Here is an 18,508-nt window from a genome sequence, read left to right as displayed (position 1 = left end):
GGCGCCCGCAAAAAAGCGGCCCACAAAGAAGGGGTACCCCTACCCAGGGGCACCCCTTGTGACCTGCGCGGACGCAGGGCTGGCGGAGAGTGTGGGATTTGAACCCACGGTGACATCGCTGCCACGACGGTTTTCAAGACCGTTCCCTTAGGCCGCTCGGGCAACTCTCCCCGCGCCGTGCTTACCAGCAACGACGCGGGGACAGCCTACCGTCTGGGCCGAACGGACGGGGGTGCCGGGCCACGCATGGGCCACGGATTCCCGGAGGGTGGTTACTCCGCGGGCGGCGGGCCGGGCGGGAGGCGTAGGGCCAGGCCGTCGAGCATGGCCTCCAGGCCGTAGGCGAACTTGGCCTCACGCGCTTCGGCCGGGTCGAGGGCGTCGGTCGCGGCGGCGGCGTAAGCCTCGGTCAGGTTCTCGTGACCCGCGGCGGCTTGCTGGGCGGCGGGCATGAGGCGGGCGACGAAGTCGGCCTCCGTCTCGCCGGTCCGGGCCACCGTGGTCAGCCAGGCCGCCTCGGCGCTGCTCATGCCCATCACGTACGCGATGAGGGAGTCGATCGCGCGGGTGGGATCGGGGAAGCCCGCCTTGATGAACAGGGCCCCCAGCCGGTCGGAGAAGGACATCAGGTTGGGGCCGAGGTAGGCCAGGCCGGCCTGGCCCAGCACCGAGGACAGCCAGGGGTGGCGCAGGGCCGTCGCGCGGAAGGACGCGGCGGCCTGAGAGGCCGTCGTCCGCCAGTCCGCGGAGTCGGCGGCCGGTACGGCCATCTCTCCGAAGACCTGATCCACGGCGAGCTCCATGAGCTCGTCCTTGGTGGCGACGTGGCGGTACAGGGAGGTCGCTCCGGCGTTCAGCCGAGCGGCCAGCTTCCGCATGCTGAGGGCTTCGATGCCCTCGGCGTCCAGCATCACGATCGCTTCCCGGACGATCGCGTCCTGGGACAGCCCGCGCTGTTCCGCGTCGCGCGACCGGCGGGTCCAGACGGAGGGAATGGGCTGCGGCGTCTTGTCGGCGGCCATCGGCTCGCTCCTTTGCGTACGTTGTGCGCATTCAGCGTACAGGCTTAAGGGGTTGCGCACAGCGTGCGCAGACGCGTACATTGTTCGCCACACCAGGAACAGTGTGCGCATCGCCGGAACGCCGTGCGCAAGCCCGAAAGGAGAGCCCGATGACAGCCGCAGTCGCAGGGGCCCGTACCGAGACCCGCAGTCCGCGTCGCTGGTGGATCCTCATCGTGCTGTGCCTCAGCACGCTGGTCCTGGTGGTCGACAGCATGGCGCTGACCGTCGCCGTGCCGGCCATGACCGAGGACACCGGGGCGAGCCCCCAGCAGATCCAGTGGATCCTCGACTCCTACGTGCTGGTCTTCGCCGGTCTGCTGCTGACCTCGGGAAGCCTCGGAGACCGGTTCGGCCGCCGGAAGGTGATGATCATCGGCCTGCTCCTCTTCGGAGCGGCGTCGCTGGCCGCGGTGTTCTGCACCACCCCGGGTGAGGTCATAGCCGTCCGCACGGCCATGGGCGTCGGCGGCGCGCTGATCATGCCGTCCACGCTGTCGATCCTGATCACGGTCTTCGACGAGGAGGAGCGCCCGAAGGCGATGGCGGCCTGGGGCTCGGTGTCGATGCTCGGCCTGGTCGGCAGTCCGGTCCTCGGCGGTGTCCTGATCGACCGCTTCTCCTGGCACTCGATCTTCTTCATCAACGTCCCGGTCGTCGTCCTGGCCGTGGTGGCCGGTCTGCTGCTGATGCCCGAGTCCAAGGGCCCCTGGCAGAAGCCCGACCCGCTGGGCGCCGTCCTCTCCGCCGTCGGCATGACCGCCCTGGTCTGGTGGATCGTCGAGATCCCGCAGCACGGCGCCTTCGAGGGCCGCGGGCTGATCACCCTCGCCGTCGCCATTGCCTCCCTGGCCGGCTTCGTGATCTGGGAGAACACCACCGCCTCGCCGATGGTCCCGCTGGTCCTCTTCAAGCACCGCAACTTCACGGGCGGTTCGATCTCGCTGGCTCTGGTCCAGATCGGCAACGGCGGTCTGCTCCTGGTCCTCACCCAGTACCTCCAGTCGGTCCTCGGCTACTCCCCGGTCAAGGCGGGCCTGGCGTTCACCCCGCTGGCCGTCGCCGCGCTGATCGGCAACGGCGTCGGCGCCAAGCTCGCCGCCAAGGCCGGCCACCGCCGGCTGATCCTGGCCGGCATGCTCCTGATGGCGGCCTCCTTCGGCCTGCTGACCACCGTCAGCGCCGGCAGCGGCTTCGCCGTCCCGGCGGTCGCCCTCGTCCTGCTCGGCCTCGGCGCCGGTACGGCCATGCCGGCCGCGGTGGGCGCCCTGATGGGAACCATCCCGGCCGACAAGGCGGGCGTCGGCTCCGCTCTGAACGACACCATCCAGCAGGCCGGCACCGCCCTCGGCATCGCCATCCTCGGCTCACTGCTCACCAGCACCTTCTCCGCGGAGATGCCGGCCGGCGCCCCCGAGCAGGCCAAGCAGTCGATCAGCGGCGCGCTGGCCGTCGCCCAGGGCGACGCGGGCCTGGTCCGGGCCGCCAAGGACGCCTTCATCGCCTCGATGTCCACCACTCTCACCGTCAGCGCGATCGGCGTCCTGGCCGCCGCACTGCTCGCCGTGGTGGTCATGCGCGGCGGCAAGGACGGGGCCCCGGCCGAGGAGGCCGCCGCCCCGGAGAAGGAGGTCGTGCCGGCCGCCTGACCAGGCTGCTGCCCCCGCTGTCCGGGCCGGGGGAACCGACATACGGAAGGGGCGCCCCCAACTCGGGGGCGCCCCTTCCGGTTTCCGGTCTTCCGGACGCGTCAGCTGTCGCCCTTGCGTTCGCCCAAGGTGATCTCCGCCGTGGACTGCTTGCCGTCGCGGGTGTAGGTCACGGTGACCTTGTCGCCCGGCTTGTGGGTCCAGATCTCGCTGATGAGGGTGGGCCCGCTGTCGACGGTGGTGTCGTCGAGCTTGGTGATGACGTCGCCGGGCTTGAGGCCGGCCTTGTCGGCCGGGCCGCCCGGGGTCACGGCCGGGCTGTTGTTGTCGCCGTTGGGGGCGATCCGGGCGCCGCTGCCGGCGTCCTTCATGTTCACCGACGCGGAGATGACCGGGTAGACCGGCTGGCCGGTCCTGATGAGCTGGTCGGCGACGTTCTTGGCCTGGTTGATCGGGATGGCGAAGCCGAGGCCGATGCTGCCGGCCTGCTGCTGGGCGCCGCCGAAGCCGCCGCCGTTGTTCGCCGACTGGATGGCCGAGTTGATGCCGATGACCGCGCCCTGGGCGTTGAGGAGCGGCCCGCCGGAGTTGCCCGGGTTGATGGACGCGTCCGTCTGGAGGGCGCTCATGTACGAGGCCTTGCCCATGCCGCCGCCGTCGCTGGAAGCCACCGGCCGCTTCTTGGCGCTGACGATGCCCGTGGTGACCGTGCCCGACAGGCCGAACGGCGCGCCGATGGCGATCGTCGCGTCGCCCACCGCCGCCTTGTCCGAGTCCCCGAGGGGGATCGGGTTGAGCTTCGCGCCCGAGGGGTTCTTCAGCTTTATGACCGCGACGTCGTAGCCCTGCGCCCGGCCCACGACCTCGGCGTCGTACTGCTTGCCGTCCGAGAACGTGGCCATCAGCTTGCCGCCGCCCTGCGCGGCCGACGCGACGACGTGGTTGTTGGTGAGGATGTGGCCCTGCTTGTCGTAGACGAAGCCGGTGCCCGTGCCGCCTTCCCCGCCGCCGCTCTGCGCCTCGATGGTGACGACGCTCGGCAGCGCCTTGCCGGCGATGTCGGCCACGGAACCGGGGGTGCGGCTCTCCGTCTTCGGGTCGCCGGAGGAGGAGACCGTCGTGGAATTGCCGCTGTCGTCCCGGCTGGCCGCCCAGTAGCCGATCCCGCCGCCGATGCCGCCCGCGACGAGCGTCGCCGCCAGCGCCATCGCCACGAGGCCACCGGCGCGCTTACGGGCCGGCGGGTACGCGTCCGGGCCGCCGGCCCACACGCCGGTCGGACCGACCGGGCCCACCGGGCCGCCGCCTGCCGGTGCGCCGTACGGGTACGGCTGCGGCTGTCCGGGCGGGGGCGCGGGCGGCGCCGGGTGCTGCTGGGCCTGGCCGTCGTACCAGCCGCCGCCGGGGTGACCCTGCACGCCCGGCTGACCCTGCATGCCCGGCTGCTGACCCTGCACTCCGGCCTGACCCTGCACGCCCGCCTGCGGTGCACCCGCATGGGCGTACTCCGGCTGAGCCGGCTGAGGCTGGGACGGAGCCACCGGCTGCTCCGGAGCGTGCGCCGGAGCCGGAGGTGCCGCAGGAGGTACGGCAGGAGCGGCCGGAGCCGCAGGAGCCGCAGGGGCAGCCGCGGCGGGCGGCGCAGCCTGCGCGTCCTCGCCGACGGGCCGCTGCTCACCGGCCTCCGGCGCCGCCGCCCGGCCACCCTTCTCCATAGAGATGCCGGACGAACCGTCCGACGGACCTCCCGACGAGCCGCCCGGAACATCCGGAACGCCCTCCGCAGGCGCGCCCGCTGCGCCCTCGTTCTCGGTGCTCACAGCTCTCTCCTCATCAGGTGCACATCAGTTCGGTGTGGTGGAGTCCGCGTCGCCCCACGACCAGCTTTTCCCAACACGCGTCAGACCACCGTAAGCGGACCCTGTGCCCCACGGCAGCAGACCTTTACTCCGGGCACTCCCCGCCAAAAAGGACCGCATGCGTGAGGGTGCCGGGCGATGGCACGATAACGCGGTGACCTATGCGCACCAGGCCCGGGACCTCGGCCCCGAGCGCCACTCGCTCTCCGTCGTCGCCCACCGCGGGGCCTCCGAGGACGCTCCGGAGCACACCCTGGCCGCCTACCGGAAGGCGATCGAGGACGGCGCCGACGCGCTGGAGTGCGACGTACGGCTCACTGCCGACGGTCACCTCGTCTGCGTGCACGACCGCCGCGTCAACCGCACCTCCAACGGCCGCGGCGCCGTCTCCGCCCTGGAGCTCGCCGACCTCGCCACCCTCGACTTCGGCTCCTGGAAGGCCGACGTCTCGGCCACGGAGGCCCCGGACCTCGACGCGACGTCGGTGCTCACCCTGGAGCGCCTGCTGGAGCTCGTCGCCGACGCGGGGCGCCGCGTCGAGCTCGCCATCGAGACCAAGCACCCGACCCGCTGGGCCGGTCAGGTGGAGGAGAAGCTGCTGGAGCTGCTGGGCCGCTTCGGCCTCGCCGATCCCCCGGCCGGCGCCCCCTCGCCCGTACGGGTCATGAGCTTCTCCGCCCGCTCCCTGCACCGCGTCCAGCTCGCCGCCCCGGCTCTCCCGACCGTCTATCTGATGCAGTTCGTGTCGCCGCGCCACCGGGACGGGCGCCTGCCCGCGGGCGTCCGCATCGCCGGCCCGAGCATCCGCATCATCCGCAAGGACCCCGGTTACGTCGCCCGGCTGCACGAGGCGGGCAACGAAGTGCACGTCTGGACGGTGAACGAGCCCGAGGACGTCGAACTCTGCGCCCGCCTCGGCGTCGACGCCCTGATCACGAACCGGCCCAAGCGCGTGCTCACCCAGCTCGGCCGCCCGTAGCGGAATGCCGCAGCCGGATGCCATAGCCGGATGTCATAGCCGAAAGCCGTGACTGCAAGCCGCAGCCGAACGCCGTAGCCAAATGCCGTAGCCGAATCTCACCCCCCGCCCCATTACATGGAGTGCACCGGCGCGTTCGGTGCGTGTTCGAGTCGTCCGAGTGCCCCCGGCGGGTGCGGGATGGCCGGTTTCCGGTCCAGTCCATTGGGGCATCCATCCCCTGACGTGGGGCAAAGGAGGTCTCGGGGGTGGCGTTGGTGGTGGCACAGGAGGTGCCCACGTCGTCGATCATGGCCGTACCCCATGGTCCAACCGGTGTGGGCCAGGCAAGACACCGGATGCGCAAGGATCTGCGCATCATCGGGGTACCGGATTCGGTCATCGACGACGCCGTTCTGATCCTCTCGGAGCTGCTCAGCAATGCGTACCGGCACGGACGCCCGCTGAGCGCCGCGGGAGGCATCCGCAGAGACGAGGACGAGGGGGAGAGCGACGGGGGAATACGTGCCGCGTGGAGGGTGGACGCCCACGGCCGGCTCACGGTCGAGGTGACGGACGGCGGGGGCCCGACCCGCCCGGTTCCGGCCACGCCTTCGGTAACCGCCCGCGGAGGCCGCGGGCTCAACATCATCAGCGCCCTCTCCCAGGACTGGGGCGTCCGTGACGCGTCCGGCGAGGTGACGGTATGGGCCGCGCTCTCGGCTCACGACAGCTTCGCTACGCGCGTTGAGGCGGAGCCGGACGCACACCCGGGCGGGACAGCAGGCGCTACGACAGGCGCCACGACAAGCGCGCCGACGGGCGCGAAATCGGGTGCGGGCCCCAGGCTGGCATTCGCCGACATCGACAAGCTGACATGACGGACGAGCTGACATAACGGCGGCGTGACGCGCGTAGATCCCACGCAAGACGGGACCGCGCCCGCGTACCGCCCTGACCTCGGCCGGTGGGCCCCCTGCCGCGGAGCCGTGTCTCCGCGGGCGAGCGGCACCCCACCACCGGCCGGCCGTGCGACCGACCTCCCGACGCCCCGCGCGCGTGCCCGTTCCGGCCGCCGTGGCGAGCGCTAGGCTCGCGCCCGTACGAGCTTGTACGAGCCATTGCCCGGACGAGCCGTACGCATGCCGTACGGCACCGAGCCGTACGCGCCGAGCCGTACGCACCTGTTGCACCGATCGGGAGACACGCACGCCATGGCCAAGAAGCGCCGCCCCCAGACCAAGGCCGCAACGCCGCAGGCCGTCGACGGTCCGATCCCCGTCGTCGGCGCCCGTGAGTCCTGCCCGTGCGGTTCGGGCCGGCGCTACAAGGCCTGCCACGGCCGTGCCGCCGCGCACGCCGCCACCGAGCTCGTCCACCGGCCCTTCGAGGGCCTGCCCGGCGAGGCCGACTGGGTCGCGCTGCGCGAGCTCGTGCCCGCCGCGACGGTCGAGCTCACCCTCAAGGGCGGGCTGCCGGAGGGCGTCCCGTCGGTGACGCTGGCCACCGTGCTGCCGATGGCCTGGCCCGCCCTGCGCCGCGACAACGGCGCCGTCCTCCTGGGCCTCCAGAACGACACCGCCTCCGGTGACCTCAGCCGCGACCTCGCGGACACCCTCCAGCGCGCCCTGACCGCCGCTCCGGGCAGCCCGGTGACCGCCGGCCGCGCCGCCGGCGACGGGCCGCGCCTCCAGGATCTGCTGGACCCCGAGGGCCCCTTCGAGCCGAACGTGCACTCGGGCTTCGAGTTCTGGGTCGAGAACGCCGAGAACGCCACCGGCGAGGTCGCCGCCTCCCTGGACCGGGCCAACGCCGCCGCCATCCCGACGGTCCGCCTCTCGGGCGTCGACGCCGCGTACTGGTGCGAGACCCCGGAGAAGAATCACCTCCGCTGGGTGATGACCCACCCCGAGGAGCAGCTTCTGGACGCTCTGGCCCGGCTGCACGCCGCGGGCACCTCCTCGCTCGGGGAAGACACCCGTCTGGTCGGCTCGTTCCGGGCGCACGGGCTGACCGTGCCCGTGTGGGACCTGCCGAGCACGATGAGCGCGGAGGACATCGAGAAGCCGGCCGCCGCGTTCGCGGAGCGGCTGGCCACGGCCCTCGCCGACACCTCTCCGCTCTCGGGCGACGAGCGCCGGGCGCGCAGCGGGCTCACCAGCCGTCAGATCACCCTGAACTGACGCCGGTCCGCCGGAGCGGGCTCCGGCGGACGCCGCGACCGGGCGCGAACCGCCGCCTTCCAGGCGGCGGAGTAGTTGATTCCGGGGGCTAATCAGGCGCCATTCACGTGACTCCTGTCACAACTCCCGCTGTCAGCCCGGAAATACGCGTCCGGAAATCCACGATCGAATTTGCGAACGGCCAATCTCTTGTTACCGTTCTAGGAGCCCGGTCGCTGGTGCATCCCCCGTCGCCAGCGACCGGGCGTTTCCATGCCCGGAGACGGCAGGCCCGAGGCGGCCGCCGCTCCGGAAGACTCACGCGGCGACCGGCTCCGCCATCAGCCCGGTTCCTCCGCCGAGTTGCTCCCCGAGCGCAGCAGCAGCTTCCCGCCCTCCGAAGCGTCCCCCGAAGAGCCGCTTGAAGCGCCGTTTGAAGCGCCGCCCGAAGCACCTTCCGAGGCGTCGTCCGAGGCGATCTCCGCAACGGCCGTGTACGGGTCCTCCCCGCGCGCCCCCGCCCGCGCCGCCTCCGCGCCCCGGACCGTCCGCGCGCGGGGCGTCTCGCACCCGTCGGGGTCGTCCGAGGCGGTCGTGCGGCAGTGCACCTGTACGGTCCGGCCGTCGGGGCCCATGAGGGTCAGAACGGCCCGCAGAGGGGCGCCTGTCGCGTTGCGGAAGTACGTACGGGCCCAGGTCTCGTTCCCCTGCTCCAGGACGCACGTCTGGGCCTCCACGCCCTCCGGCGACGTGAGTTCGGGACCGCACCGCGCGGACGCCGGGCCGGACGGGCCCGCCGCGGACCCCGCCAGCGGCGGTGATGCCGCCGGCCAGCCGGGGGCCGAGCCGTCCGCGCCACCGCCCGGGATCTTGCCCAGGCCCTTGCCGAGGTCCTTGCCCAGGTCCCGGCCGAGCTCCGTACCGGCGTCCCTGCCGGCCTCCCTGCCCAAGCCCGTATCGGCGTTCTTGCCCGAGTCTTTACCCGGACCCAGGCGTAGTCCGCTGTCGGCGCCCGACCGTTTCCCGGAGCTCTCACCCCGGGCGGCCTCAGGGCCGGACAGACCCACGGGCCCGGCCGTGGCGGCCGCCAGCGGCAGCACGACGGCCAGCGCCACCGCACTCGCGAGCGCGACCATACGGAGGTTGGCCCCCCGCGCATCGCCGGACTCCGCGGGCACCCTCGACCCGCCGGGTGTTCCGGGCACACCGGATGCAGACGCTCGCTCCATGGGGACCACCTGAGACTCGCCGCGCGGACGCTGATACGCATCGCGGGGACGGCTGGGACGGCTCGGACCACCCCGCCCCGCGGAACGCCCCGGCCTGATCGACGGGACCCGGCCGGCACCAACCCGGTCCAGGTCCTCACCCGAACATAGCGGTCAGAACAGGGCTGTCCTCGGGGCCGCGCGGTGGAATCCCGCAGAACTCGGACGGGCTTACACCCGTACGAGTGAGAGCGCGTGCGTCTCCCGTCCGTACGCGCTCTCCATGTGCTCGTTCGTACTTGTCATGCTCGGCGCCGCGCCCGCCGTCGCGCCCGCGCTCGCCGTGGTGCCCGTCTCCCGCGCCTGCGCGCGGGGTTCCCCGTGAGGGCAGTGGCCGAGGCCGAGGTCAGAACGCGAGCCTGCTGCCGCCGCCCGGCGTCCCCGTGCCGGCGCTCTCCTCGACGAGGACGTCGACCAGAGAAGACACGTCCGGCAGCCAGGGCTGCGCGACACCGGCCGTACGTTCCTTACGCTCCCCGCGCCCCGCGCGATCAGCGCGGAGCGTACGGATTCCGCCACCGAAGGCGCCCTTGACAGATTCGGCGGCACCGCCGGGGCTTCCGTCGGTGCCGGCCGGCTGCGGAGCGCGCTCCCAGCGCACCCGGCCCGCCCCCGTGGGCGACGGGGGAAGCGCCACGAAGCCGCCCTCCCCGTGGAAGAGCAGCGATCCGGGCACCCAGTCCTGGCGGTGGAGCAGCTCGCCGAGGACCTCCAGGGAGTACGGGGCCACGAGCAGGGCCCACCGGGTGGGGGTGGCGACCACGGGCCCGAGGCGGATGCCCGCGCGGTCGAACGCGGCGAGGGCGCGGGCGCCGGCCACCGCGGGCAGGCTCACGGCGCACGGCGCGCGGCCGCCCGTGGCGAGCACCACCGGCGCGTCGGGCCGGTTGGTCCACCACCAGCGGACCATCTTGGCGTCCGTGGTGGCCGCCAGCAGCCCCGGGTCGAAGGGGTGGGCGCCGGGGGCCGCGCAGTCGGGCTGCGGGCAGTTGCACCGGCGCACGCGCCCGCCGTCGGCCCTCAGGCCCACGCCGGGCAGTACGGGCCACTGCCATTCGGTGGCATAGGCCAAGGCCGCGGAGAGGACCGCGGACCGGTCGCCTCGCCTGAGCGAGAGCTTGCGTCGCCTTCCGAGGATCTCGCGCATGAGCGCTCGTTCCTTTCCGTGAACGCCGAAGTGTCGGGGACCCCTGCCGGTGGCAAGGGCCGTATCGCGCTGATGGTGATCCGAGCTGCGTACGGAGTGAGCCGTACGGGTAGTGCGGATGGAGCGGGCCGTGCTGTGCGAGCTGTGCGATGGAGCGGAGGCCGTACCGACCGAACTGCTGGTGCCGTGCGCAGGGCTGTGCGGCGGTCCCGGGACTGCCTGCTGGAACTGCACCTGAACTGCTTCCGGGCCGCGTCCGGACTCCATGGCACTACGGCCCGACATGGCGCGCCGCTCAACACGCCGTGGCTCTCACCAAGCCGGCACACCACGTGGTCGATCACAAGTCACTGCTTGTACAACGCAGCGCATCACGCCACGGGCCGAGCGTGAAACATGGCGGGGGGTGGCGCGCGTATGGCGCTTCGTGCTGAGCCTGTCGCCCCTCGCCGGCGGCACGGGTCTCCCCATCGCCCTCGGGTGCGGGCGCGGCCGTCGCCGGTTAAGACGCTCGGGCCCGCCGCCGGGTTCCGGGGCGGCCCCAACTGCCCCTGCCCTTCTCCGTGTACGTACCCACCGGGGTGGATATGACGCGCTGTCGAGCAACGTCAGTCGACCGCAAATCCATGGCCTCGGGACCATTTTCCGGCCAAGTTTGAAACCCCATAGACACCACCAATCCCACCGGTTCAATGCTGGACATCTCCTTGCCCGGGCGTGTACATGTGGAGCACCGATAGCGCGCAACGCGACAGGGGGTTTGCGATGCTATTCATGAGAAAACACAGGTCAAGACGGTGGTCAAGAGGGAGCGGCGAAGTGCCGCGGGCCCTGGTGCGCACGGGCGCCCCGAACACCGCGCCACCGGCCGGTCCGGGTAGCCGACCATGACCACGCCCCACCTGCCGAAAGTGGCCGGAATCAATCCTCCGGTCCCGTCCCCCGCGCAGACTCCGGCCCCCACATCCGCAGCCTCATGCGCAGATCCCCTCTCCCCTGCCGCTCCCGGCGCGCCCGGAGCAGAAGGACCGGAGGGCCCGGAAGGCCCAAGAGGACCAGGAGGGCCGGAGGGTCCGTACGGTTCAGGCGCACCGGCCGGCACCGGTGACCCTGCCGACCCGTCCGACGCAACCGCCTCCTCCGGCACCACCGCCCTGCCCGGGCCGTCCCTCCCCGCCCCCAACGCCGTCGTCCAGGACCGCCTGGCGGGCTGGATCTCCGACCTGACCACGCTCCAGGACCTCACCGAGCGGCTGACCCGTACCGCCGGCCTCGACGCCGCCCTGCACGAAGCGCTGCGGGCGGGCGCGTCGCTCGTCGGCGCCCGCCGCGGCCTGGTCACCCTGCACCCGGCCACGGGCCCCGGCCGCGAGCACCCCGTCACCATCGGGTTCGGCCTGGACCACGCGGACCTCGGCCACATCGAAACCATCCCCGAGACCATCCCTGCGGCTGTCCCCTCGGCCGGCTCCGAAACCATCCCGGACTCCGCCGTCCCGGAGGACACCGTCCTGGAAGGCGCCCGTCCGCAGACCGCCTACGGCCGGCTGTTCGACGACCTCCCCCCGGCCGGCTCCCGCAGCGGCACCGCCCACCCCGACATCGCCGCCGACGAGGAGCTCGACCCCCGCCACCGCGAGGTCGCCGCCCGCCTCGGCTACGGCGCGAGCTACGCCGTACCGCTGGAGACCGAGCACGCGGGCCGGATCGGGGCCGCCGTCTGGCTCTACGACGAGCCGGCCGAGCCCACCGAGCGGCAGCGCCACCTCGTCGGCCTCTACCGCGACCACGCCACCGAGCACCTCGCCCGCCAGCTCGAACTGGCCGAGGCCCGGCGGACCGTGGCGACCCTCCGCGAGGAGCTGCTGCCGAGCCGCCTGCCGCGGACGCCGGGCGTCCGGCTGGCCGTCCGGCACCGCACCGGTCCGCTCGGCGGCGGCGACTGGTACGACGCGCTGCCGCTGCCCGAGGGTGCGCTCGGCCTGGCCGTGGGCGGAGTGAGCGGTTCCGGTCCGGGTGCCGTGGCCGCCATGGGGCGGCTGCGGGCCTCCCTCCGCGCGTACGCCGTCATGGAAGGGGAAGATCCGGTCGCGGTCCTCTCCGACCTCGAACTCCTGCTGCGGCTCACCGAGCCGTCCCGCGCCGCGACGGCGATCTTCGCGTACTGCGAGCCGGCCGAGCGCAAGGTCGTCCTGGCGGGCGCGGGCCACTGCCCGCCGCTGATCATCGGTGACCACCGCGCCGAGTTCGTCGAGACCTCGCTGTCCGCGCCGCTCGGGATGCTGGCCTGCTGGGAAGCGCCCAGCGTGGAGATCGAACCGGCGCCCGGAGAAACGCTCCTCTTCTACAGCGACGGACTGCTGCACCGGACGGGCAAGCCGATGGACCGCGCCTTCGCGCGGCTGCGCACGGCCGCCGCCGGCGTGCCGAAGGCGGCGCGCAGGGATCCGGAGGCCGTCGTGGAGCACGTGCTGCGCACCGTACTGCCGCAGCTGCCGCAGGAGGACCACGGCGAGTGGGAGGGAAGCGAGGACGTCGTCCTGCTCGCGGCCCACTTCGAATGATCTTCCGCCTTAAGGCCTCGCCCCGGGTTTCTCCCCTTCCTCTGATTTTCCCCACAGTTTCCTCGCATTTCGGTCGCACCTACGATGGAAAGCGCACCGTCCGAGGAGGAAAGCAGTGACCGAGCAGCAGCCCGCGCCCGAGAACCCCGAAGGCGACGAGCCGATCAAGCAGCGGAAGAACGGCCTCTACCCGGCCGTCTCCGACGAGCTGGCGGCCAACATGAAGAGCGGCTGGGCCGACACCGAGCTGCACGACGTGCAGCCCATCGAGCAGGCCCCGCACACGGCCCGCCGCCGCGCCGAGCTCTCCGCGCGCTTCCCCGGGGAGCGCCTGGTGATCCCCGCCGGAAACCTGAAGACCCGCTCGAACGACACCGAGTACGGCTTCCGCGCCTCCACGGAGTACGTGTACCTCACCGGTGACCAGAGCCAGGACGGCGTCCTCGTCCTGGAGCCCACCGGCGCCGAGGGCCACCGGGCGACGATCCACCTCCTGCCCCGCTCCAACCGCGAGAACGGCGAGTTCTGGCTCGACGGCCAGGGCGAGCTGTGGGTCGGCCGCCGCCACAGCCTCTCCGAGGCCGAGCAGCTGCTGGGCCTGCCCGCCGCGGACGTCCGCGAGCTCGCGGACGCGCTGGGCGCGGCGAGCGGCCCGGTGCGCGTGGTCCGCGGCCACGACGCCGGCGTCGAGGAGGCCCTGACCGACAAGGTCACCGCCGAGCGCGACGAGGAGCTGCGCGTCTTCATCAGCGCGCAGCGGCTCGTGAAGGACGCCTTCGAGGTCGGCGAGCTCCAGAAGGCCGTCGACTCCACGGTGCGCGGCTTCGAGGACGTCGTGAAGGTCCTCGACAAGGCCGAGGCGACCTCCGAGCGCTACATCGAGGGCACGTTCTTCCTGCGCGCCCGCGTCGAGGGCAACGACGTCGGCTACGGCTCGATCTGCGCCGCCGGCCCGCACGCCACGACCCTGCACTGGGTGCGCAACGACGGTGCGGTCCGCTCCGGCGACCTGCTCCTGCTGGACGCGGGCGTCGAGACGAACAGCCTCTACACGGCCGACGTCACCCGCACGCTGCCGATCAACGGCACGTACACCGAGCTCCAGCGCAAGATCTACGACGCGGTGCACGAGGCCCAGGAGGCCGGCATCGCGGCGGTGAAGCCGGGCGCCAAGTACCGCGACTTCCACGACGCCGCCCAGCGGGTCCTCGCCGGGAAGCTCGTCGAGTGGGGCCTGGTGGAGGGCCCGGCGGAGCGCGTCCTGGAGCTCGGTCTCCAGCGCCGCTGGACCCTGCACGGCACCGGCCACATGCTCGGCCTGGACGTCCACGACTGCGCGGTCGCCCGCACCGAGACGTACGTGGACGGCGTCCTGGAGCCGGGCATGGTGCTCACCGTGGAGCCCGGGCTGTACTTCCAGGCGGACGACACGACCGTACCCGCGGAGTACCGCGGCATCGGCGTCCGCATCGAGGACGACATCCTGGTCACCGAGGACGGCAACCGGAACCTGTCCGCCGCGCTGCCGCGGGCGGCGTCGGACGTCGAGGCGTGGATGGCGTCCCTGAAGAGCTGACGCCCGATGCCGTTACGGTGCGTGTGTGAGCCGTAGCCCCTGCTTCCCGCGGGGCTGCGGCTCACCGTGTTTCTGCGGTGGTGGGCCGGGGACCCGTGAGCGCATCATGGCCACAGGAAGGCGCACCCGGGGGGACCCCAGGAGGTGTGAGGAGCCATGGGCAAGTTCATGGACGTCCATCACGGCATGCAGGGCATCACGGCCGATCAGCTCAAGGAAGCGCACAGCCGGGACCTGGCCATCCAGGCCGAGGAGGGCGTGCACTTCGAGCAGGCGTGGGCGGACCCGAAGTCGGGCACGGTCTACTGCCTGTCCGACGCGCCGTCGGCGGACGCGGTCAAGCGGGTCCACTCCCAGGCCGGCCATCCGGTCACGGAGGTCCACGAAGTGTCGCTGACGGTCACCTGACCCGCATGCCGACCTCGAATACGGCCGCGGGGCCCGTGGAGCTCACGACGCCCGGAGCAGTGCCGCGTCCTCTCTCCACTTGAGGATCTTGTCGAACGTGACGACGGCTCCCTGCCGGCCCGGGCGGTTCCGGACGCGGACGTGGTCGGTGAGCGACTCGATGAGGAAGAGGCCCCTGCCGTGCTCGTCCTCGGCGGGGGCGGGGGGCCGGGGCGGCTGCGGGAGCCGGCTGCGGCGTCCGTGCGGGCGGGGCTGCTCCGGGAAGCCGGGGCCCGAGTCGGTGACCTCGATCCGGCAGGTGTCGCCGTCGATGAACGCCGTGACGAGGTAACCGGTCGAGGAATCGCCGCCGTGCTCGACGGCGTTCGCACACGCCTCGCTCAGGGCGAGCGAAAGATCATACGAAATATCCGGGTCGACCCCGGCCGTCTCCATGGCGCCTACCAGCAACCGCCGCGCGAGCGGAACGCTCGCGGCCTCCCGCCGCAGATGGAGTGACCACCAAATGCTCATGCTCAGCCTCCTGGCCGCGGCTCGACATACCGATACGTATAGCCAGCACTGACGCCCCGTAAGCCTCCCGAGTGTGTGAGACCGCTCATTCGGACGACGCGCCCGGTGGATGCATCGGTGTATGGCGGCGTACGGGAGTGCGCCGGTGCGCCCCCTCCGGGTGGAGATCGAGCGCCCCCTGCCGTAGGGGAGGAGTAAGCCCGGTGGGATGATGGCGCAGCCATGTCTCACCCCGTCGGGCGTGTCGGCGCCGATCTGCGACTGATCCGGGCCGCGGTGTTCACCGCGGTCTGCGTTCTGCTGTCCGCGGGCGGGCATGTGCTGGCCTCCTGCGCGCGGGTGCCGCTGTGGACCCTCGCGGCCGGTTTCCTCGCTGTTCTCGCCGCGGCCGTGCCGCTGGCGGGGCGGGAGCGCTCGCTGCCGTCGATCGCGGCCGGCCTGGCGGCCGGTCAGCTCGCGCTGCACACGCTCTTCGCCGTCGGCCAGCAGAACGCCGGCATGGCGCCGCGGCAGACGACCACCGAAGGCCGGCTGATCGACTTCGCCGCGAAGCTGGTCTGCAACCAGCCGCAGATGATGTCGGCCTCCGCCGCCCGCCGGGTCATCACCGACGCGGGGCTCGACCCGGCCGTCCACCCCCTTCAGCCGGGTGCCGCGGCCCCGGCCGCCGGCCCGGCCATGGGGATGCACGGCGGCACGTCCTCCGGCTCGCTGCTCGACGCGCTCCCCCTCTCGCTGCCGATGCTCCTCGGCCACCTCCTCGCGGCGCTGGCCGCGGGCTGGCTGCTGCGCCGCGGCGAAGTGGCGCTGTGGCGAGTGGTCGCGCTCTCGGAGCAGTCGGCGCGCGAGGCCGCGGAGACCACGCTCGTCCAGGCCCTGCGCACGGCCTTCGCGCTCGTCGGCGCCTTCCAGGAGCTGTCCGCCGGGAAGCCGGTGGCCGCCCTTCCGCGTACGGAAGCGGCCGAGGAGCGCCCCGCGGCGGAACCGGCGCTCCAGCACTCCGTGATCAGGCGGGGTCCGCCGGTCCTCGCCCTCGCGGCCTGACGACGTTCCACCGCCGAATCTCCGGCGTCCCCGGCATTCCCTTCCCTGAGTTCCTTTCCCGAGCCTTGAGCGCCCCGCTCCCTGCGCGCGCTCGCGCACGGCCGTGCCTGCCCGCATTCCGGCGGGCCGGGGCGGGGGAGGCGGCCCGGGCAGGAGGGCGGGCGCACCGTCGTCGTCACCACCGCACGCGTGCCACCCCCACCCCTCCCCGTGATCCCCTCCTGCCCCTGGAGTGTCCCCATGAACGCCAAGTCCGCTCGCCTGCGCCGCCTCCCCGTCATCGGCGCCGTCGCCGCCAGCGCCGTCCTGCTGCTCGCCGGCCCCGCCTCCGCGCACGTCAGCGTGCAGCCCGGCACCGCCGAGAAGGGCGGCTACAGCACCATCGCCTTCAAGGTGCCGAACGAGAAGGACAACGCCTCGACGGTGAAGCTGGAAGTCACCCTCGACCCCAAGCACCCGCTCGCCTCGGTGATGCCGCAGCCGGTCCCCGGCTGGGAGGTGAAGGTCGAGAAGGCCAAGCTGGACAAGCCGCTCCAGATGCACGGCAAGACCATCGACGAGGCCGTCAGCAAGATCACCTGGACCGGCGGAAAGATCGACCCGGGCCAGTTCCAGCAGTTCCCGCTGTCCGTCGGCCAGCTGCCGACGGACGCCGACGAGCTGGTCTTCAAGGCGCTCCAGACGTACTCCGACGACGACGTCGTCCGCTGGATCGACCCGTCCAAGCCGGGCGGCGCCGAGGCCGAGCACCCGGCTCCCACGCTGAAGCTCGTCGCCAAGGGCGCCGCCGCCGGCAAGGGTGACGACCACGACGACAAGACGAACGGCAAGGGCGCGGACGGCAAGACCGAGAGCGCGTCCGGGACGTCGGACGACAAGGACGGCGGCAGCGACACCACCGCCCGCGTGCTCGGCGTCGTCGGCATCGTCGTCGGCGCGGCGGGCGTCGCCTTCGGCCTGATCGCCGGGCGCCGCCGCTCGGCCGCCTGACACAGAGCCGTCAGGCAGAGAGCCGGCTGACACAGAGCCGCCCGGCGCACAGCCGGCTCGCGCACGGACCCCCGGCGCACGAGCGGCTCACGCACGGACCGGCCGGGTGCGGGCCCGCCATCGGGCGAGGCCCGCACCCCGCCCCGCACCACTGACCCATCCCTGGAGAAGAGCTCCATGCGCACCAAGATCCTGGGCGCGGCCCTGGCCACGGCCGCCGCGCTCACGCTGACCGCCTGCGGCGGCGGCTCGGACGACGGCGGCGACAAGCCCGTCGCCGACGTCTCGGCCACGCCCAAGAAGGCCGCGATCACCCTGGACAGCCCGAAGGCCAAGCCGGACCTGGTCCTCACGGACACGAACGACAAGAAGTACGAGCTGGTCAAGGAGACCAAGGGCAAGCCGCTCCTGCTCTACTTCGGCTACACCTACTGCCCCGACGTCTGCTCCACCGTCATCTCCGACGTCGCCGCGGCCGAGAAGACCCTGCCGAAGGAGGACCAGGAGAAGCTCCAGGTCGTCTTCGTCACCACCGACCCGGAGCGCGACACGCCCAAGCGGATGCGCGAGTGGCTGGACGCCCAGGGCGGCCAGGACATAGTCGGGCTCACCGGCGACTTCGCCACCATCCAGGCGGCGGCGAAGGGCATCGGCATCTTCGTGGAGAAGCCGAAGAAGGAGAAGGACGGCTCCATCACCGTCAGCCACGGGGCCGAGGTCGTCGGCTTCTCGCCGAAGGACGACGGCGGCCACTGGATATACACGACCGAAACCACCAAGGACCAGTACTCCAAGGATCTCCCGAAGATCATCAAGGGGGAGAACCCGTAATGCGCAAGACCACCGCCGCCACCGCCGCCGCCCTGCCGCTCGTCCTCGCCGGAGGGCTCCTGCTGCTCACCGGCTGCCAGTCCGAGAAGGACGCCCTGTCCTCCGGCAAGCCCGAGCTGTCGGTCAGCGGCGCCTACCTGCCGCAGCCCGCGATGACCGACATGGCCGCGGCCTACCTCACCGTCACCAACGACGGCGGCAAGGCCGACCGGCTCACCAAGGTCACCAGCCCGCTCTCCGGCGACATCACCATGCACACCACCGAGGGCTCGCAGATGAAGCACGCGACCTCGCTCGACGTGCCGGCCGAGGGCGAGCTGAAGCTCACCCGCGGTGGCACGCACCTGATGCTCGGCAAGCTCGACCACAAGCCGGCCGTCGGCGAGAAGATCGAGTTCACGCTGCACTTCGCCACCGCCGGGCCGGTCAAGGTCCAGGTGCCCGTGGAGTCCACGACGTTCCGTCCCAAGGACTGACG

Annotated in this window: 16 protein-coding genes and 1 tRNA gene; 11 read left to right on the top strand and 6 right to left on the bottom strand. The window is 72.3% G+C overall.

All coding sequences use genetic code 11. The annotated features are described in order from the left end of the window. Positions 1-80 precede the first annotated feature (80 nt). Both D7231_RS11735 and D7231_RS11730 read right to left on the bottom strand, forming a co-directional pair. Positions 81-170, bottom strand: a tRNA-Ser gene (locus D7231_RS11735). A gap of 102 nt (positions 171-272) precedes the next feature. Then, the gene (locus D7231_RS11730; protein WP_120755142.1) at positions 273-1,022 is read right to left on the bottom strand and encodes a TetR/AcrR family transcriptional regulator C-terminal domain-containing protein; all 750 of its coding nucleotides are present in this window, start codon (positions 1,020-1,022) and stop codon (positions 273-275) included. A 149-nt stretch (positions 1,023-1,171) separates the two neighbouring features. Here D7231_RS11730 and D7231_RS11725 point away from each other — a divergent pair, with 149 nt between their 5' ends. Further along, positions 1,172-2,710 carry an MFS transporter gene (locus D7231_RS11725; protein WP_120755140.1) on the top strand — a complete coding sequence of 513 codons (1,539 nt, stop codon included), beginning with the start codon at positions 1,172-1,174 and terminating at the stop codon, positions 2,708-2,710. Between the two features lie 101 nt (positions 2,711-2,811). Here the strand turns inward: D7231_RS11725 and D7231_RS11720 are convergent, their stop codons facing one another. Next, positions 2,812-4,530 carry a S1C family serine protease gene (locus D7231_RS11720; RefSeq protein ID WP_120755138.1) on the bottom strand — a complete coding sequence of 573 codons (1,719 nt, stop codon included), beginning with the start codon at positions 4,528-4,530 and terminating at the stop codon, positions 2,812-2,814. A gap of 193 nt (positions 4,531-4,723) precedes the next feature. Between D7231_RS11720 and D7231_RS11715 the strand changes: the two genes are divergently transcribed. The 3 genes from D7231_RS11715 (at position 4,724) to D7231_RS11705 (ending at position 7,710) form a co-directional block, all read left to right on the top strand. Then, positions 4,724-5,548 carry a glycerophosphodiester phosphodiesterase gene (locus tag D7231_RS11715; RefSeq protein WP_241999655.1) on the top strand — a complete coding sequence of 275 codons (825 nt, stop codon included), beginning with the start codon at positions 4,724-4,726 and terminating at the stop codon, positions 5,546-5,548. Between the two features lie 248 nt (positions 5,549-5,796). Further along, a complete protein-coding gene (locus D7231_RS11710; RefSeq protein ID WP_120755134.1) occupies positions 5,797-6,408 on the top strand; it encodes an ATP-binding protein in 612 nt (203 codons plus the stop codon). A gap of 333 nt (positions 6,409-6,741) precedes the next feature. Then, positions 6,742-7,710 (top strand): DUF5926 family protein, encoded by a 969-nt coding sequence (locus D7231_RS11705; RefSeq protein WP_120755586.1) that lies wholly within the window; start codon positions 6,742-6,744, stop codon positions 7,708-7,710. A gap of 320 nt (positions 7,711-8,030) precedes the next feature. On the opposite strand, the gene D7231_RS37005 is transcribed toward D7231_RS11705, so the two are convergent. Further along, positions 8,031-8,825 carry a hypothetical protein gene (locus D7231_RS37005; protein WP_199739344.1) on the bottom strand — a complete coding sequence of 265 codons (795 nt, stop codon included), beginning with the start codon at positions 8,823-8,825 and terminating at the stop codon, positions 8,031-8,033. 478 nt (positions 8,826-9,303) lie between these two features. After that, positions 9,304-10,104, bottom strand: coding sequence for a bifunctional DNA primase/polymerase (locus D7231_RS11695; protein WP_120755132.1), 801 nt, complete (start codon positions 10,102-10,104; stop codon positions 9,304-9,306). Between the two features lie 887 nt (positions 10,105-10,991). Between D7231_RS11695 and D7231_RS11690 the strand changes: the two genes are divergently transcribed. The 3 genes from D7231_RS11690 to D7231_RS11680 all read left to right on the top strand — a co-directional run bounded on the left by D7231_RS11690 (position 10,992) and on the right by D7231_RS11680 (position 14,652). Continuing rightward, positions 10,992-12,668 (top strand): PP2C family protein-serine/threonine phosphatase, encoded by a 1,677-nt coding sequence (locus D7231_RS11690; protein ID WP_120755130.1) that lies wholly within the window; start codon positions 10,992-10,994, stop codon positions 12,666-12,668. Positions 12,669-12,783: 115 nt separating this feature from the next. Further along, complete coding sequence (locus D7231_RS11685; protein WP_120755128.1) at positions 12,784-14,244, top strand: aminopeptidase P family protein; 1,461 nt, start codon at positions 12,784-12,786, stop codon at positions 14,242-14,244. A 156-nt stretch (positions 14,245-14,400) separates the two neighbouring features. Further along, complete coding sequence (locus D7231_RS11680; RefSeq protein WP_120755126.1) at positions 14,401-14,652, top strand: SCO4226 family nickel-binding protein; 252 nt, start codon at positions 14,401-14,403, stop codon at positions 14,650-14,652. Positions 14,653-14,694: 42 nt separating this feature from the next. Here D7231_RS11680 and D7231_RS11675 read toward each other — a convergent pair whose 3' ends face one another. Beyond that, positions 14,695-15,165, bottom strand: coding sequence for an ATP-binding protein (locus D7231_RS11675; RefSeq protein ID WP_120755124.1), 471 nt, complete (start codon positions 15,163-15,165; stop codon positions 14,695-14,697). Positions 15,166-15,387: 222 nt separating this feature from the next. Between D7231_RS11675 and D7231_RS11670 the strand changes: the two genes are divergently transcribed. From D7231_RS11670 to D7231_RS11655, 4 genes are all read left to right on the top strand, one after another. After that, the gene (locus tag D7231_RS11670) at positions 15,388-16,209 is read left to right on the top strand and encodes a hypothetical protein (RefSeq protein ID WP_199739343.1); all 822 of its coding nucleotides are present in this window, start codon (positions 15,388-15,390) and stop codon (positions 16,207-16,209) included. 240 nt (positions 16,210-16,449) lie between these two features. Further along, positions 16,450-17,199 carry a YcnI family copper-binding membrane protein gene (locus D7231_RS11665; RefSeq protein ID WP_120755122.1) on the top strand — a complete coding sequence of 250 codons (750 nt, stop codon included), beginning with the start codon at positions 16,450-16,452 and terminating at the stop codon, positions 17,197-17,199. A 177-nt stretch (positions 17,200-17,376) separates the two neighbouring features. Further along, on the top strand, positions 17,377-18,030 hold the full coding sequence (locus tag D7231_RS11660; protein WP_120755120.1) for an SCO family protein: 654 nt from the start codon (positions 17,377-17,379) through the stop codon (positions 18,028-18,030). After that, positions 18,030-18,506: a copper chaperone PCu(A)C gene (locus D7231_RS11655; protein WP_120755118.1), complete on the top strand. Its 477-nt coding sequence runs from the start codon at positions 18,030-18,032 to the stop codon at positions 18,504-18,506. Before D7231_RS11660 ends, D7231_RS11655 begins: the two co-directional genes overlap by 1 nt. Positions 18,507-18,508: the final 2 nt, after the last annotated feature.

Origin of the sequence: Streptomyces klenkii (genome assembly GCF_003626645.1) — a bacterium.
GTDB classification, from domain to species: Bacteria; Actinomycetota; Actinomycetes; order Streptomycetales; family Streptomycetaceae; genus Streptomyces; species Streptomyces klenkii.
The sequence above is the reverse complement of the archived record's forward strand: the minus strand, read 5'-3'. Positions and strand labels throughout refer to the sequence as shown.

Bases quoted from the DNA above. Each gene is read 5' to 3' on its own strand.
- D7231_RS11730 (WP_120755142.1), bottom strand. From the start codon at position 1,022: ATGGCCGCCGACAAGACGCCGCAGCCCATTCCCTCCGTCTGGACCCGC.
- D7231_RS11725 (WP_120755140.1), top strand. From the start codon at position 1,172: ATGACAGCCGCAGTCGCAGGGGCCCGTACCGAGACCCGCAGTCCGCGT.
- D7231_RS11705 (WP_120755586.1), top strand. From the start codon at position 6,742: ATGGCCAAGAAGCGCCGCCCCCAGACCAAGGCCGCAACGCCGCAGGCC.
- D7231_RS37005 (WP_199739344.1), bottom strand. From the start codon at position 8,825: ATGGTCGCGCTCGCGAGTGCGGTGGCGCTGGCCGTCGTGCTGCCGCTG.
- D7231_RS11695 (WP_120755132.1), bottom strand. From the start codon at position 10,104: ATGCGCGAGATCCTCGGAAGGCGACGCAAGCTCTCGCTCAGGCGAGGC.
- D7231_RS11690 (WP_120755130.1), top strand. From the start codon at position 10,992: ATGACCACGCCCCACCTGCCGAAAGTGGCCGGAATCAATCCTCCGGTC.
- D7231_RS11680 (WP_120755126.1), top strand. From the start codon at position 14,401: ATGGGCAAGTTCATGGACGTCCATCACGGCATGCAGGGCATCACGGCC.
- D7231_RS11675 (WP_120755124.1), bottom strand. From the start codon at position 15,165: ATGAGCATTTGGTGGTCACTCCATCTGCGGCGGGAGGCCGCGAGCGTT.
- D7231_RS11670 (WP_199739343.1), top strand. From the start codon at position 15,388: ATGTCTCACCCCGTCGGGCGTGTCGGCGCCGATCTGCGACTGATCCGG.
- D7231_RS11665 (WP_120755122.1), top strand. From the start codon at position 16,450: ATGAACGCCAAGTCCGCTCGCCTGCGCCGCCTCCCCGTCATCGGCGCC.
- D7231_RS11660 (WP_120755120.1), top strand. From the start codon at position 17,377: ATGCGCACCAAGATCCTGGGCGCGGCCCTGGCCACGGCCGCCGCGCTC.
- D7231_RS11655 (WP_120755118.1), top strand. From the start codon at position 18,030: ATGCGCAAGACCACCGCCGCCACCGCCGCCGCCCTGCCGCTCGTCCTC.